Origin of the sequence: Brevibacterium luteolum (assembly GCF_025147615.1) — a bacterium.
GTDB classification, from domain to species: Bacteria; Actinomycetota; Actinomycetes; order Actinomycetales; family Brevibacteriaceae; genus Brevibacterium; species Brevibacterium luteolum.
On record NZ_JALXPM010000008.1, the window covers coordinates 1 to 14,810 of the forward strand.

The 14,810-nt window shown below is 66.0% G+C and carries 10 protein-coding genes; 7 read left to right on the plus strand and 3 right to left on the minus strand.

All coding sequences use genetic code 11. From position 1 onward, the window contains the following. The first annotated feature begins 85 nt into the window (after positions 1 to 85). The 5 genes from lspA to nrdR all read left to right on the plus strand — a co-directional run bounded on the left by lspA (position 86) and on the right by nrdR (position 7,109). A complete protein-coding gene (lspA, locus tag M3C25_RS03180) occupies positions 86 to 640 on the plus strand; it encodes a signal peptidase II (RefSeq protein WP_243743507.1) in 555 nt (184 codons plus the stop codon). Next, a complete protein-coding gene (locus M3C25_RS03185; RefSeq protein ID WP_259855049.1) occupies positions 637 to 1,566 on the plus strand; it encodes an RluA family pseudouridine synthase in 930 nt (309 codons plus the stop codon). Before lspA ends, M3C25_RS03185 begins: the two co-directional genes overlap by 4 nt. Positions 1,567 to 1,715: 149 nt before the next feature. After that, positions 1,716 to 5,243 carry a DNA polymerase III subunit alpha gene (gene dnaE / locus M3C25_RS03190; protein ID WP_375545093.1) on the plus strand — a complete coding sequence of 1,176 codons (3,528 nt, stop codon included), beginning with the start codon at positions 1,716 to 1,718 and terminating at the stop codon, positions 5,241 to 5,243. A 67-nt stretch (positions 5,244 to 5,310) separates the two neighbouring features. Then, positions 5,311 to 6,651 (plus strand): histidinol dehydrogenase, encoded by a 1,341-nt coding sequence (hisD, locus tag M3C25_RS03195; protein WP_259855050.1) that lies wholly within the window; start codon positions 5,311 to 5,313, stop codon positions 6,649 to 6,651. Then, on the plus strand, positions 6,651 to 7,109 hold the full coding sequence (nrdR, locus tag M3C25_RS03200; RefSeq protein WP_102160528.1) for a transcriptional regulator NrdR: 459 nt from the start codon (positions 6,651 to 6,653) through the stop codon (positions 7,107 to 7,109). Before hisD ends, nrdR begins: the two co-directional genes overlap by 1 nt. A gap of 209 nt (positions 7,110 to 7,318) precedes the next feature. On the opposite strand, the gene M3C25_RS03205 is transcribed toward nrdR, so the two are convergent. Both M3C25_RS03205 and M3C25_RS03210 read right to left on the minus strand, forming a co-directional pair. After that, a complete protein-coding gene (locus M3C25_RS03205; RefSeq protein ID WP_259855051.1) occupies positions 7,319 to 9,562 on the minus strand; it encodes a HelD family protein in 2,244 nt (747 codons plus the stop codon). A gap of 90 nt (positions 9,563 to 9,652) precedes the next feature. After that, entirely contained in the window at positions 9,653 to 10,462 is an 810-nt protein-coding gene (locus tag M3C25_RS03210; RefSeq protein ID WP_170274289.1) for a spermidine synthase, read from the minus strand. A 139-nt stretch (positions 10,463 to 10,601) separates the two neighbouring features. Between M3C25_RS03210 and M3C25_RS03215 the strand changes: the two genes are divergently transcribed. Together M3C25_RS03215 and M3C25_RS03220 are read left to right on the plus strand one after the other, a co-directional pair. Next, on the plus strand, positions 10,602 to 11,885 hold the full coding sequence (locus tag M3C25_RS03215) for a DUF4192 family protein (protein WP_259855052.1): 1,284 nt from the start codon (positions 10,602 to 10,604) through the stop codon (positions 11,883 to 11,885). A gap of 236 nt (positions 11,886 to 12,121) precedes the next feature. Beyond that, positions 12,122 to 13,783, plus strand: coding sequence for an RNA polymerase sigma factor (locus tag M3C25_RS03220; RefSeq protein ID WP_259855053.1), 1,662 nt, complete (start codon positions 12,122 to 12,124; stop codon positions 13,781 to 13,783). Positions 13,784 to 13,870: 87 nt separating this feature from the next. On the opposite strand, the gene M3C25_RS03225 is transcribed toward M3C25_RS03220, so the two are convergent. Beyond that, positions 13,871 to 14,725, minus strand: a complete 855-nt coding sequence (locus M3C25_RS03225) for an N-acetylmuramoyl-L-alanine amidase (RefSeq protein WP_259855054.1) — start codon at positions 14,723 to 14,725, stop codon at positions 13,871 to 13,873. Positions 14,726 to 14,810: the final 85 nt, after the last annotated feature.

A 14,810-nucleotide genomic window follows, 5' to 3' on the forward strand; every position in this document is an offset into this window, starting at 1 on the left:
TGAGGCGGCCGGCCGTTGCGCGTGTGCGAAGCTGCCGGTCATCGGTATGATGGACAGCTGTATCGCCGAACCGAGGAGGACACCCGTGCCGCAGACGAGCAACCGACGTCTGCGCATCGTGCTGTTCGCCATCGCCATCGCCGTGCTCGCCGTCGACCAGCTGACGAAATTCATCGCCGTCCAGACCCTCGAAGGCCGGGAGCGCATCCCGGTCATCGGCGAACTCGCCGGCTTCACGTTCTACCGCAATCCCGGTGCCGCCCTCGGCATGGGAGAGAACACCACCTGGCTGTTCGCTCTCATCGCCATCGGCGTCTTCATCGCCATCCTCGTCGTCAGCCGCAAGCTCGGCTCCCGCGCATGGACGGCCGGCCTGGGAATGCTGCTCGGCGGCCTGACCGGAAACCTCGTCGACCGGCTGTTTCGGCCACCGGGCTTCTTCCACGGCGCCGTCGTCGACTTCATCGACCTGTACTTCTTCGTCTGCAACGTCGCCGACATCGCAATCTCGGCTGCCGCTGTGACCATCGTGCTCACGACCCTGCGGAACATCGGCGTCGACGGCACCGCCGCCGGAGACGACCAGTCATCCGGCGGCGACTACGACACCCCTACAGAGGAGGCGCGAGCGCAGCCATGACCGAGCGATCATTCCTCGTTCCCGAAGGTCTCGAAGGCGAACGGGTCGACGTGGCCCTCAGCCGGCTGCTTGGCCTGTCCCGGTCGGCAGCAGCTGCCATCGCCGCCGATGACGGCGTGCGCGTCAACGACACCGTCGTCGGCAAGTCCGAGCGCCTCATCGCCGGCTCCCGCATCGACGTGCAGATGCCAGCCGAGCCCGAACCGCTGGGCATCGACGCCGAACCGGTGCCGGGCATGAAGATCATCTACGATGACGACGCGTTCGTCGTCGTCGACAAGCCGATCGGTGTCGCCGCCCACTCAGCGGCAGGATGGCACGGCCCGACCGTCATCGGCGGTCTCGTCGCCGCCGGATACGACATCGCCACCTCGGGCGCGGCCGAACGCCAGGGCATCGTCCACCGCCTCGACGTCGGCACCTCCGGTGTCATGGTCGTGGCCAAAGGTGAACACGCCTACTCCGTGCTTAAGCGGGCGTTCAAGCAGCGCACCGTCAAGAAGACCTACCACGCGCTCGTCCAGGGACTTCCCGATCCTGTCATCGGCACGATCGAAGCGCCGATCGGACGCAACCTGCGCCGCGACGGGCTCTACGCCGTGCGCACCGACGGCAAACACGCCGTGACCCACTACGAAGTCATCGAAGCGTACCGCTCGGCAACCCTGCTCGAAGTCCAGTTGGAGACCGGCCGCACCCACCAGATCCGCGTCCACATGGCCGCCACCAAGCACCCATGCTGCGGTGACCTGCCCTACGGCGCCGACCCGGTGCTGGCGAAGAAGCTCGGACTCGAACGCCAGTGGCTGCACGCTGTCGAACTCGGATTCACGCACCCGGAGACAGGGGAGTGGGTCGAGTTCACCAGCGACTATCCCGAGGATCTGCAGACCGCCCTCGACCGGCTGCGCGCGGCGCAGGGCTGAACGAGCGAAATCGGGTCCGCCTCACAGCCGCGATGTCCCTGACGGTCGCTAGACTGGTGTGCGTCGCCGGAAGCGGGACATGCCGACTGTGAGAAAGAGGATCCGTGGCTGAGGACTTCGTACACCTGCACGTGCACACCGAGTACTCGATGCTCGATGGAGCCGCCCGCCTGGGCGACCTGATGCAGGCGACGAAAGCCTCGGGAATGAACGCGATCGCCACGACTGACCACGGGTACCTCTTCGGCGCCTTCGACTTCTGGAAGCAGGCCACCGACGCCGGCATCAAGCCGATCATCGGCGTCGAGGCGTACCTGACTCCCGGCACCGCACGCACCGACAAAACCCGTGTGAAGTGGCGCACCGATGAGAGCCAGCGCGGCGACGACGTTTCCGGCGGCGGCGCCTACACGCACAAGACGCTGCTGGCGGAGAACAACACCGGCATGCGCAACCTCTTCAAAGCATCCTCGCTGGCCAGCCTCGACTCCGCATTCGCCAAGTACCCGCGCCTGGACCGCGAACTGCTCAACACCTACTCCGAGGGCCTCATCGCCACCACCGGCTGCCCCTCAGGCGAGGTGCAGACGCGACTGCGGCTGGGCCAGTACGACGAAGCCGTCAAGGCCGCATCGGAGTTCCGCGACATCTTCGGCAAGGACAACTACTATTGCGAGATCATGGACCACGGCCTGACGATCGAGCGCCGTGTGGTCAAGGATCTGCTGCGCCTGTCGAAGGATCTCGGCCTGCCGCTGGTGGCCACCAACGACCTGCACTACACCCACGAATCCGACGCCAAGGCCCACGAAGCGCTGCTGGCCCTGCAGTCGGGTTCGAAGCTCATCGAACCGACCTACGACCAGGGCGGCAGCCGCTTCGCCTTCTCCGGCTCCGGCTACTACCTCAAGACGCCAGCGGAGATGCGCGCACTGTTCAAGGAGATGCCCGAGGCGTGCAACAACACCCTCGAGATCGCCGAACGCTGCGAGATCTCCTTCGACACCAGCGCCAACTACATGCCCCAGTTCCCCTGCCCGCCCGGTGAGGACGAGACCTCATGGCTGGTCAAGGAAGTCGAGAAGGGCCTGCACTACCGCTACCCCAACGGCATCTCCGACGATGTGCGCAAACAGGCCGACTACGAGCTCGACGTCATCATCTCGATGGGCTTCCCCGGCTACTTCCTCGTCGTCGCCGACTTCATCAACTGGTCGAAGGAGAACGGCATCCGCGTGGGCCCCGGCCGCGGTTCGGGTGCCGGTTCGATGGTCGCCTACGCCCTGCGCATCACCGACCTCGACCCGCTGGAGCACGGACTGATCTTCGAGCGGTTCCTCAACCCCGACCGTGTGTCGATGCCCGACTTCGACGTCGACTTCGATGATCGCCGCCGCGGCGAAGTCATCGACTACGTCACCGAGAAGTACGGCGACGAGCGCGTAGCGATGATCGTCACCTACGGCACCATCAAGACCAAGCAGGCGCTCAAGGACTCCGCCCGCATCATGGGCAAGCCGTTCTCCCTCGGCGAGAAGCTGACGAAGGCGCTGCCACCGGCAGTCATGGCCAAGGACATCCCGCTGGCCGATATCGAAGAGCCCAAAGCACCGCGCTACGGCGAGGCAGGGGAGTTCCGCGAGCTGCTGGAAACCGACCCCGAGGCGCGGGAGACCTTCGAGACCGCCAAGGGCCTTGAAGGCCTCAAGCGCGGGTGGGGCGTGCACGCCGCCGGGGTCATCATGTCCTCTGACCCGATCATCGACGTCATCCCGATCATGCGCCGGTTCCAGGACGGCCAGGTCATTACGCAGTTCGACTACCCCACCTGTGAGGGCCTCGGCCTCATCAAGATGGACTTCCTCGGCCTGCGCAACCTCACGATCATCTCCGATGCGATCGAGAACATCCGGCTGAACAAGGACTTCGATCTCGACCTCGAACATCTGGCCCTTGACGATGCGGAGTCGTACAAGCTGCTCTCCCGTGGTGACACGCTGGGAGTCTTCCAGCTCGACGGCGGTGGACTGCGCGGCCTGCTGCGCATGATGCGCCCGGACAACTTCGAAGACATCTCCGCAACGATCGCGCTGTACCGTCCCGGCCCGATGGGTGCCGACTCGCACACGAACTTCGCGCTGCGCAAGAACGGCCTGCAGGAGATCACTCCGATCCACCCTGAGCTCGCCGAACCGCTGGCCGAGATCCTCGACACCACCTACGGCCTCATCATCTATCAGGAGCAGGTGATGGCGATCGCGCAGAAGGTGGCCGGCTACTCACTCGGTCAGGCAGACATTCTGCGTCGCGCGATGGGCAAGAAGAAGAAAGCCGAGCTGGACAAGCAGCAGGTCGGGTTCTTCGGCGGCATGAAGGAACGCGGCTACTCCGAAGAGGCTGCGCAAGCACTGTGGGACATCCTGCTGCCCTTCTCCGACTACGCCTTCAACAAGGCCCACTCGGCCGCCTACGGGCTCGTGTCCTACTGGACGGCCTACCTCAAGGCCCACTACCCGGCCGAGTACATGGCAGCCCTGCTGACCTCAGTCGGGGACAACAAGGACAAGCTGGCTCTCTACCTCAGCGAGTGCCGGCGCATGCACATCACCGTGCTGCCACCGGACGTCAACGAATCAGCCAACAACTTCACCCCAGTCGGCGACGACATCCGCTTCGGCATGGGAGCAGTCCGCAATGTCGGCACCAACGTTGTCCAAGGCATCGTCGACGCCCGGCAGGAGAAGGGGAAGTTCACCTCCTTCAACGACTTCCTCGACAAGGTGCCCAGCCAGGTGTGCAACAAGCGCACCATCGAATCGCTCATCAAGGCCGGCGCTTTCGACTCCCTCGACCACAACCGGCGCAGCCTTGTTGAGATCCACGAAGAAGCAGTCGATGCTGTCATCGGCGTCAAGCGCCAGGAGGCCGCAGGCCAGTTCGACCTGTTCGCCGGCCTCGGCGAAGAGGACGAGTCGAGCTTTGCCGTCAAGATCCCCGAGCGCACCGAGTGGGAGAAGAAGGAGCTGCTGGCCTTCGAGCGCGAGATGCTCGGTCTCTACGTCTCCGACCATCCGCTCAACGGGCTCGAGGACATCCTGCAGTCAGAATCCGAGGGTTCGATCGCGCAGCTGCTCGACCCGGAGAATAAGCGCCAGGATGGATCCCAGACAAAGATCTGCGGCATGATCACCCAGGTCTCGCGGAAGGTCTCGAAGAACTCCGGTCGCCCGTACGCGATCGTCACGATCGAAGACCTCGAAGCGAGCATGGAGGTGATGTTCTTCGGCGACACCTACGAGCCGGTGGCCACCCTGCTGACCAATGACCTCGTCATCACCGTCACCGGCCGCATCCGCCGCTCCGATGACCGGCCGACCTCGCTCATGGCGATGTCGATGACGATCCCGGACGTCACCGACCGCGCCGACCGGCCGCTGTACGTGTCGATGCCGGTCGAACGCTGCACACCGGACCTCGTCGAGAACCTCAAGATGATCCTGCAGGCCAACCCCGGACAGACCGAGGTGCGGCTGTGCCTGACGAACCGCGACCGCACGACGATCATGCGTCTCGACCGCGGCCTGCGGGTGACAGCAGACCCGAGCCTGTTCGGCGATCTCAAGGGCCTGCTCGGACCCAGCTGCCTCACCACCCCAGCAACCACGTCGATCTTCTGATCGACAGCAGCGGCCGCACCTTCTCGCAGCTTGGGGCACCGGACGGCAGGAAAGCAGAGGACGTAGAATGGAGCGCGTGACTCACGCGCTCATGAATGTCCTCGACCTCACCGACACGCCGCTCGACCGCCGCACGCTGCGCCGGTCCGTGCCGCGTGCCCGCCTCGATTCAGCCTCCGCAGCCGAGGCGGTCATCCCGATCGTCGACGACGTCGAGACCCGCGGCCGCGCTGCCGTGCTGGAGTACACACAGAAGTTCGACTCCGTCAGCCCGGACCTGCTGCGCGTGCCCGCCGAGGAGCTCACCGCTGCCTGCGAGAACCTCGATGCCGGACTGCGCGCAGCACTGGAGGAGACCATCCGCCGCTGCCGGGAAGTCGCTGAGAACGACCGGCGCTCGTCGGCCACGACGACATTCTCCGGTGGCGGCTCCGTGACATCGCGCTGGATGCCGGTCGAACGCGTCGGCCTCTACATCCCAGGGGGATTGGCCGTCTACCCCTCGACCGTCATCATGAACACCGTTCCCGCCCAAGCCGCCGGCGTCGACTCGATCGCCATCGTCTCGCCCCCGCAGGCCAATGGACTGCCCCACCCAACAGTGCTCGCCGCTGCCGCTCTGCTCGGCATCGACGAAGTGTGGGCCATGGGAGGAGCCCAGTCAGTCGCCGCTCTGGCCTTCGGGTTCGACGACGGAGAAGAACTCGAACCGGTCGACCTCATCACGGGGCCCGGCAATGCCTTCGTCGCAGCCGCCAAGGCGCGGGTGCGCTCGGTCGTCGGCATCGACACCATCGCCGGCCCGACTGAGATCATCATCCTCGCCGACGACACCGCAGACCCGGCATTTGTGGCAGCCGATCTCATCAGCCAGGCCGAACACGACCCGATGGCCGCCTCCGTGCTCGTCACCGAGAGCCAAGACCTCATCGACGCCGTGCAGGAGGAGATCGCTCGCCAGGCAGACGCTGCCGCCCACGCCGAGCGCATCCGCACCGCACTGACCGGGGAGCAGTCCGCGATCCTCAAGGTCGCCTCCCGGCAGGCCGGGCTGGCCGTCGTCAACGCCTACGCCGGTGAGCACGTCGAAGTGCTCGTCAGCGACCCGCAGGCAGCAGCCGAGCACATCACCAACGCCGGTGCTGTGTTCATCGGCCCGTTCTCACCGGTGGCCCTCGGCGACTACTGCGCCGGGTCGAACCACGTGCTGCCCACCAGCGGAACCGCCGCCTACGCCTCGGTACTCGGCGTGCAGTCCTTCCTCAAGGGCAGCCAGGTCATCGACTACCCAGCCGCAGCACTGGCCGAGGTCGCCGACCACATCGAAACGCTGGCCGCTGCCGAGGACCTGCCCGCCCACGGCGAGGCCGTCCGGCTGCGCCGCGGCAAGCCGGGAATGGAGGCCTGATGCACTGCCCGTTCTGCCGCCACCCTGATTCACGCGTCGTCGACTCGCGCACGGCTGAGGACGGCTCGTCGATCCGCCGGCGCCGCCAGTGTCCGCAGTGCTCCCGCCGGTTCACCACCATGGAGGCCACCAGCCTGTCGGTCGTCAAGCGCTCAGGCGTGTCCGAGGAGTTCTCCCGGCAGAAAGTCGTTGCCGGCGTGCGCAAGGCATGCCAGGGCCGACCGGTCGGGGAGGACGATCTGGCCAAGCTCGCCCAGCAGGTCGAGGAGAAGATCCGCTCTCAGGGCATCGCCGAGATCGAAGCTGACGAGGTCGGCCTGGCGATCCTGGAACCGCTGCGCGAACTCGACCAGGTCGCCTACCTGCGGTTCGCCAGCGTCTACCAGAGCTTCGACTCTCTGGAGGACTTCGAAGCAGCGATCGAATCGCTGCGCGCCGAGCGCGACGAAGAAGCATGAGCATCCCGCTCACCCGGCTGAACGAATTGTGAGAAGAAGCTGGATCCGGTTCGTGAAACGACCGGAAGTATGTGTAAGATAAAACGTGCGCCCAAGGCGCACGCCGCCTGTGGCATCGGAGGGGAAGCCGACGCCACAGGCGGCTTTTAATTTGCCCCAAAGATCATGCGCCTCAGCAGCCGATGCGGCTGCCGAGGCGCTGACAAACCTTATGTGCGGTTCTCTGCTGCGATGAAGGGTGCGAGGACCGAATCACCGATGCTGAGGATCCTCAGCCGGGCTGTCGAACGGGTCAGCGACACATACAGCTGGCCCACACCCGCCGCGCTGCCAGCCGGGGCGATCGAGGCCGGATCGACGATGATGACGCTGTCGAATTCGAGGCCGCGGACCTCACTGGGATCGAGGACCGCGACGGCGTGATCGATTCCGGCGGGACCTGCAGCGAAGTCGACATCAGGATCAGATGCCAGCGCCGCCACGACACGATCGACGTGCTCAGGCATCGCGATGACAGCCAGCTGTCCGCCGCCGAGTTCGGTGCGTTCGCTGCGCACGATCTCGGGCAGCTGACGGCACAGCGTCTCGATGTCGGCGAAGCCCTCCGCCAGCGGATCATAGGTGCCCTCACGCACCGGTGAGGGCACGGAGAGCTGCGGAAAGTACTCCTGCAGCAGCTCGTTGGCCACCGTCATGATGCGCCCCGGTGTGCGGTAGGAGACCGTCAACTCCTCCATCTCGAAGCGATCGCCGACATGCGGAGCGAGCACTGAGGACCAGGTGCGGGTCGCATCCATCGTCGACGCCTGGGCAAGATCGCCGACGACCGTCGCCGACTTGCTCGGCACACGCCGGAACAGCACCCGCCACTGCATGGGGCTGAGCTCCTGCGCCTCGTCGACCACGAGGTGCCCATAGGTCCACTCGCGGTCCTGGGCGGCCCGTTCGGCCAGCGTGCGCTCATCGGTGTCCTGCTGGTAGCGCTGGGCGATCGTCTCAGCTGAGACCATGTCACCGGTGCCGGTCATCTCGAGGACCGCCTGGGCGTACTCCAGCTCCGCATTCGGAGTTCCGGCCTGCTCCTGGGCCTCGAGCACCTCGGTGCTGGGCCCGATGAGCTCAGCGATCTCGTCGAGCAGCGGCACATCCTCAACGGTGATCTTCCCGCCGCGGGCACGGCGGATGAGGGCCATCTCCTCGATACGGAGGATCCCATCGGCGGCAGACACCAGCCGGTGCGGTTTGCTCAGCAGGGCATCGAGCACTCCGCGCGGGCTCAGCGGCAGCCAGCACAGGTTGATCGCCACCCGCACGTCGCGGGCCCGGCGCAGCTCGTCGGTCAGCTCAGCGAGCACCTCGGGCGTGGGCTCGTAGTGCTTGGCAGCTGCCAGCGCTCCGGCGAGGAGGCTGAGCAGATGCTTGACGAAGGTCAGGCGCGCCCCGTTGTGCGGCTTGCCGCTGCGGCGTGCCCGGTCTTGGGCCTCCTTGACCATCGCCGGGGTCATGGTGATCGTGTGGCTGATCGTCTTGAGCTGCTGCGGCTCGTCGGGCACCCGCTGGTAGGCGCGCACCGCCCGCTTGATGACCTCAACCATCCGCAGGTCGCCCTTGACCGCAGCCGTTGGCGCGGTGTCGTGGGCGGTGGCGTTGACCTCGGGCATGAGCTGACCGGGGGTCAGCAGCACGGCACCGGTCTCACCGAGGCTGGGCAGCACCTGCTCGATGTACTTGAGGAATACCGGCGAGGGCCCGATGAGCAGCACACCGGACTTTGCGATGCGCTCCCGGTGCTGGTACAGCAGGTAGGCCGCGCGGTGCAGCGCGACTGCGGTCTTGCCGGTCCCCGGTCCGCCCTGTACGACCACGAGCCGATCGAGGGGACGGCGGATGATGCGGTCCTGTTCGGACTGGATAGTTGCGACGATGTCGCCCATCCGGCCGGTGCGATGGGCGTCGAGGGAGGCGATGAGAGCGCCTTCGCCGTGCAGCCCGGCGCGCTGTTGGGCACTGAGCGCCGACAGGTCGAGGACATCGTCCTCGACGCTGATGACTCGGCGGCGTCGCGTAGCGATGTGCCGGCGGCGGGTGAGGTCACCTGGGTTCTCGGCAGTCGCGCGGTAGAACGGCTCGCTGGCCGGGGCCCGCCAGTCCATCAGCAGCTGGGTGCGGTCCTGAGCGGAGATCCCGATGCGCCCGATGTAGGTTGTGGCGCCGGTGACGGTGTCGATGCGGCCGAAGCACAGCCCCTCTTCGGCATTGCGCAGGCGGATGAGCTGATCCTCATACATGCTTGCGAAGGCATCGCGTTCGGAACGGTTCTGGTGGTTGCCCCCGACATGCGTCCGGCGCACGTGGTTAAGGCTGGCAGCGGTCTCCTCTCGCAACGCGTCGAGACGCGCGTAGACGGTGTTGAGGTGCTGCTGTTCGTGGCTGATCTCGGTCTCTTCGCTCACCTTCCGCCTTTCTGGTCGGCAATCAATTATGCCGTGTTCTTACGCCCCCGTCACCACAGGCATGTCGGCTGCACAGAATTGAGGAGGAGTTCACCTGCCTGTTGCCGGCCATCCGCAGAAGTCAGCGAGCTTCCGGCCCGCCAGCACCGAGGCGACGGCAGGGCCGGCGCGCAGCGTCTTGGCCAGTGCGATGTCGTCGATGTCCGTTCCCGAGGCGAGGGCGATGAGATTGCCGAATCGCCGGCCGCGCAGCTGGCTGGGATCGGCGATGAGCACGATGTGCGCAAAGTGCTGCCGCATCCGTGTCAGCTCTCCGCGGGCGCTGGCGTGCGGGGGACAGTCGGCGATGTTGGCGAGGTAGATGCCCTTGGGTCCAAGCGTGCGCGCGGCATGGGAGAAGAACGTGTCGTCGGCAAGCTGGCCCGGCGTCTCATCGGCGCTGAACGCGTCACGGACGACGAGGCTGAGGGCGTCGTCGCGAAACGTGGCGATCTCGACCGCACCGTCGCCTGCGCGCAGCTTGAGCGCAGGGGAGCGGGGCAGGTCGAACCACTCGCGGACGTATTCGAGGAGCTTCTGGTCGATGTCGATGGCGGTCTGCCGGGACCCGGGCCGGGTCGCGTCGATGTAGCGGGCCAGCGAGCAGCCGGCCGCCCCGATGTGCACAGCACGCAGGGTCTGACCTGTGCCGAAGAGCGCATCGATCGCGCGGGCCATCCAGTCGAGGTACTCGAAGTCCAGGCGGGTCGGGTCGCTGAGCGTGATGCACGAGCTCGGCACGCCGTTGACGTAGAGGACCCACGAATCGGGTTCGGCTGGCACCGGTTCGATGCGTGCGGTGCCGGTGGAGATGACGTACTCGCGCTGCTGTGCCTCGTCCCTGGCCCGTCTGCGTCCCATGCGCCTTACTGTAGACTGCCGGCGACTGCTGCACGCCAGCCGGGCACGACTGGTCGGCGTCGGTGTGCACAGCCTGCCGCTGTCCACAGCCGGGGCACGGCCCGCTGCCCGCAGCGGCGGCACGGCACACAGTGAGGACATGAATGCTGCTCCTGAACACCTCGCCCCTGAACTCATCAGCGCGGTCCCGCACCTGCTGACCTATCAGCCGACCGAGTCCCTGGTGCTGGTCAGCTACGACCATGACTGCGGACGCATCAGCTTCGGTCCGGCCCTGCGCATCGACTTCGGTTTCGAGGCCGTCGCCGCTGCGACCGAGACGGACCTGCTCGAACCGGTCTGTGCCTTAGCCCGGGTCTCGGCATCGCAGTACGTCATCCCGGTGCTCTTCTCCGCTGACATGGACGGAGCGGCGCGAGGGCGCTGGGCAGATGATCTGCTCGACAATGTCTTCGATCACTATGCGGTGCCCCTGAAGCTCATCGGCGAAGCACTGGAGTGCACCGGCTTCACCGCCCACAGCGCATGGTGGGTCTCACAGCTCGGGTACGGCTCCTTCACAGCGGGCATGCGCTCGGGGACGGTCTGCGAGCTTGAGCGCACCCAGTCCTTCCGCCAGCTCAGCCGCGCCAACGGTGACCCCTTCGCAAGCTTCTCAGCCGCCACCGCCCTGCCGGAATGCGACCTGGCCCTCGAGAGCGTCATCACCGGCACCCGGGGAGTGACCCACGATCGGGATGAGCTGTTCGAGGCGTGGCTGGCTGAGGTGCTGCGCTATGCCGAGCTCATCGAATCCGGTCAGCAGCACAGCCTCAACACGCTTCCGGCTCCGGATCCGAAGGCGGTGCTCGGACTGGAGGCTCTGTGTCAGGAGAAGTGGGGTCGCGATGCGGTGCTGATGCTCGTGAGCTTCGAACACAGCGCGTTTCTGCCCGAGGACATGCGGCGCCTGGAACTTGGCGAGTTCGCCGCCTACGCCGAGGCGGTCGCCCCGCTGGCGGAAGCTACCGCCGAGCTGCCGGGCTTGAGCTCACGGCGACCGAACGCCCGCGCGTCCGCCTACGGGATCCTGCTGCTCAAGATGATGGCCACCTACGTGCGGATGGAGCACCTGCCTGCGGTGCTGTCGATGATCGCCTGGATGGAATGGTCGATCGGGCGTGCATCTTTCGCCTTGTGCTTCGCCCGCAATGCGCTGACCATCGACAGCACGTGCACGCTCGCCAGGCTCGTCTCCCGCGCGGTCATGACTCCCACCCTGCCGCTGTGGGCGCATGAACCGGTGCCCGAACAGATCCTGGGTGATGAGCCTGCGACGTTGAGATCCGGATCCGCCCCTGTTGCGGCACTGCCGCGCCGCAAGGAGCCTGAGCCGCAGGAGCTTTCGTTCGACAGAGATGATCCTCCCGTGCTGGAGGGCTGAACTGTCGGATCAGCCGCACCTGCCACATGATGTGGCAGACATCACCCGAGACAGGTCTTGTCAATCGGTCCGCTGCGTGCGTGTGATTAGCGCAGTGGGGAATATCGTGCCAGAATGGCGTGTTGACCCGGTCAGGCGGACGAGCTGTCCACAGGCTCGCCCTGCTTGACAAGGGTCTTACTGATGCTCGAAGAGTGTCAGCTGGGCCAGACACGACTCCTCCGAAAGGTGATCCAGTGCCGACAGACGCCAAGGGTTCGAGCACCACTGCCGCATCGACGGACACTTCGTCGAAGTCAACCGCATCGAAGAAGTCGGCAACGACCACGGCGAAGGCATCGGCCGCTTCGAAGAAACCCGCAGCGAAGAGCACCGCTGCGAAGAAGACGAGCACCGCGAAGTCGACCACGGCTGCGAAGACGACCGCTGCGAAGAAGCCAGCGGCCAAGAAGACCACCACCGCCAAGAAGGAAACGGCCGCGTCCTCCTCCGCCGGTGCCAAGAAGACCACGACTGCCAAGCCGACTGCTGAGAAGAATACGACGTCGACGGCGAAGAAGACCACCGCGACCAAGAAGACGACTGCCGCCAAGAAGTCTGAGGACGCAGAGAAGAAGACCACAGCAGCCGAGAAGAAGCCTGCGGCCAAGAAGTCGACCACCTCGACGACGGCAGCCAAGAAGACCACCGCGAAGTCGACAGCTGCGAAGAAGACCACCGCCAAGAAGACGGCGGCGAAGAAGACCACGGCCAAGGACGCCGAACTCGACGCTGAGGTCAAGGACGCCGCAGCTGCCGCCAAGGGCGCCGACGGTGCAGCACCTGAGGCACCTGTCGAGCAGCTCGAGGCAGAAGCCCTGGCTAGCGAGACTGAGACGAAGAACGCTCAGGAAGAGAAGAAGGACGAGGCCGTAAAGGAGGCCGGAGGCTTCGTCGTCTCCGACACCGACGACGATGACCAGCCGGCCCAGCAGGTCGTGTCCGCAGGTGCGACCGCCGACCCGGTCAAGGACTACCTCAAGCTCATCGGCAAGGTCGCGCTGCTCAACGCCGCAGAGGAGGTCGACCTCGCCAAGCGGATCGAAGCCGGCATGTACGCCGAGCACCTGCTCAACGCCGGAGAGGTCGCCGAAGCCAAGGACGTCCGCGATTACAAGTGGATCATCCACGACGGACGGCTGGCCAAGAACCACCTGCTCGAAGCCAACCTGCGCCTCGTCGTCTCCCTCGCCAAGCGCTACACCGGCCGCGGCATGCTCTTCCTCGACCTCATCCAGGAAGGCAACCTCGGCCTCATCCGCGCAGTCGAGAAGTTCGACTACACCAAGGGCTTCAAGTTCTCGACCTACGCCACCTGGTGGATCCGCCAGGCGATCACCCGTGCGATGGCCGACCAGGCACGCACCATCCGCATCCCGGTGCACATGGTCGAGGTCATCAACAAGCTCGCCCGCGTGCAGCGCCAGATGCTGCAGGACCTCGGTCGCGAACCGACCCCGGAAGAGCTCGCCAAGGAACTCGACATGACCCCGGAGCGGGTCATCGAGGTGCAGAAGTACGGCCGCGAGCCGATCTCCCTGCACACCCCGCTCGGCGAGGACGGCGACTCCGAGTTCGGCGACCTCATCGAGGACTCCGAAGCCGTCGTCCCGGCTGACTCGGTGAGCTTCACCCTGCTGCAGGAGCAGCTGCACTCGGTGCTCGACACGCTCTCCGAGCGCGAAGCCGGCGTTGTGTCGATGCGGTTCGGCCTCAACGACGGCCAGCCGAAGACCCTCGATGAGATCGGCAAGGTCTACGGGGTCACCCGTGAGCGCATCCGCCAGATCGAATCGAAGACGATGGCCAAGCTGCGCCACCCCTCGCGCTCGCAGGTCCTGCGCGACTACCTCGACTGACACATCGGGCAGAGATGCACGGAGCCGGGTTCCCTCTGGGACCCGGCTCCTGTCATCAGCGACCCGACGTCCGACCGGCTCCCGGTGTCACTGCTGGGCGAAGTAGTCTTCGAGCCCGGTGACAATCGCCTCGGCGTAGCGCTGCCGGCCATCTTCGGACTCCATGAGCTTGGCTTCGTCCCGGTTGCGCATCTCACCGCATTCGATCATCACCGCCGGCACCTCGGCGTGGTTGAGCCCGGCGATGTCGGTGCGGGCGACGATCCCGTCCTTGCCGTAGGCGGGATTCGGAGCGAACTCGGCATCTTCGAATGAGGTCACCATCTGCTCGGCGATGGCCCGGCTGGGCTCCTCGACACCGTCGTGGACGGCATCGTTGACGACAATGACATGGAATCCCTTGGCCGAGGTGTCTTCGGTGCCGTTGGCATGGATGCTCACGAGCGCATCGGCATCAGCCTCACCGGCGAACTGGCCGCGCTCATCGACGCACGGGCCGACGCCGTCATCATCGGAACGCGACATCACCACCTCGGCGCCGGCGTCTTCGAGCAGCTGCTTGGCACGTTCTGCGACGTCGAAGGTGAAGGCGTGCTCCGGATAGTCACCGGCCGTGGCGGTACCGGTGGTGTTGCAGGCTTTCGTGCCGCCCCTGCCGTCGGGCACCTTGCGGTTGATCTCCGAGGGGTTCCTGCTGTTCTTGCCGTTGTGGCCGGGATCCAGCGCAATCGTGAGGCCGTCGAGCACCTCCGGAGTCGCAGACGGTCCCGGCGAGCCGGAGCCGACCGTCTCGCCTGCCACCGGCGTCGTCACCGGCGCCGAGGTGGCTGGCGTCTCGGGCGCCGAGGCTGGGTCGCTGCCGCAGCCGGTGAGCAGAATGCCAGCGCTGAACAGCACGGCTGACACTGCGCCGGTCGCACGCGCCAGGGGAAGGGAGGTCATCACTCGTCCAGCGTAGCGGAGCGCCGATCCTGCGGTGCACGGCATGGCAGCAGGCGATCGGCCGCTTGAGCGCATAGACTCTGAT

Bases quoted from the DNA above. Each gene is read 5' to 3' on its own strand.
- nrdR (WP_102160528.1), top strand. From the start codon at position 6,651: ATGCACTGCCCGTTCTGCCGCCACCCTGATTCACGCGTCGTCGACTCG.
- M3C25_RS03215 (WP_259855052.1), top strand. From the start codon at position 10,602: ATGAATGCTGCTCCTGAACACCTCGCCCCTGAACTCATCAGCGCGGTC.
- hisD (WP_259855050.1), top strand. From the start codon at position 5,311: ATGGAGCGCGTGACTCACGCGCTCATGAATGTCCTCGACCTCACCGAC.
- M3C25_RS03210 (WP_170274289.1), bottom strand. From the start codon at position 10,462: ATGGGACGCAGACGGGCCAGGGACGAGGCACAGCAGCGCGAGTACGTC.
- dnaE (WP_375545093.1), top strand. From the start codon at position 1,716: ATGCTCGATGGAGCCGCCCGCCTGGGCGACCTGATGCAGGCGACGAAA.
- M3C25_RS03225 (WP_259855054.1), bottom strand. From the start codon at position 14,725: ATGACCTCCCTTCCCCTGGCGCGTGCGACCGGCGCAGTGTCAGCCGTG.
- M3C25_RS03185 (WP_259855049.1), top strand. From the start codon at position 637: ATGACCGAGCGATCATTCCTCGTTCCCGAAGGTCTCGAAGGCGAACGG.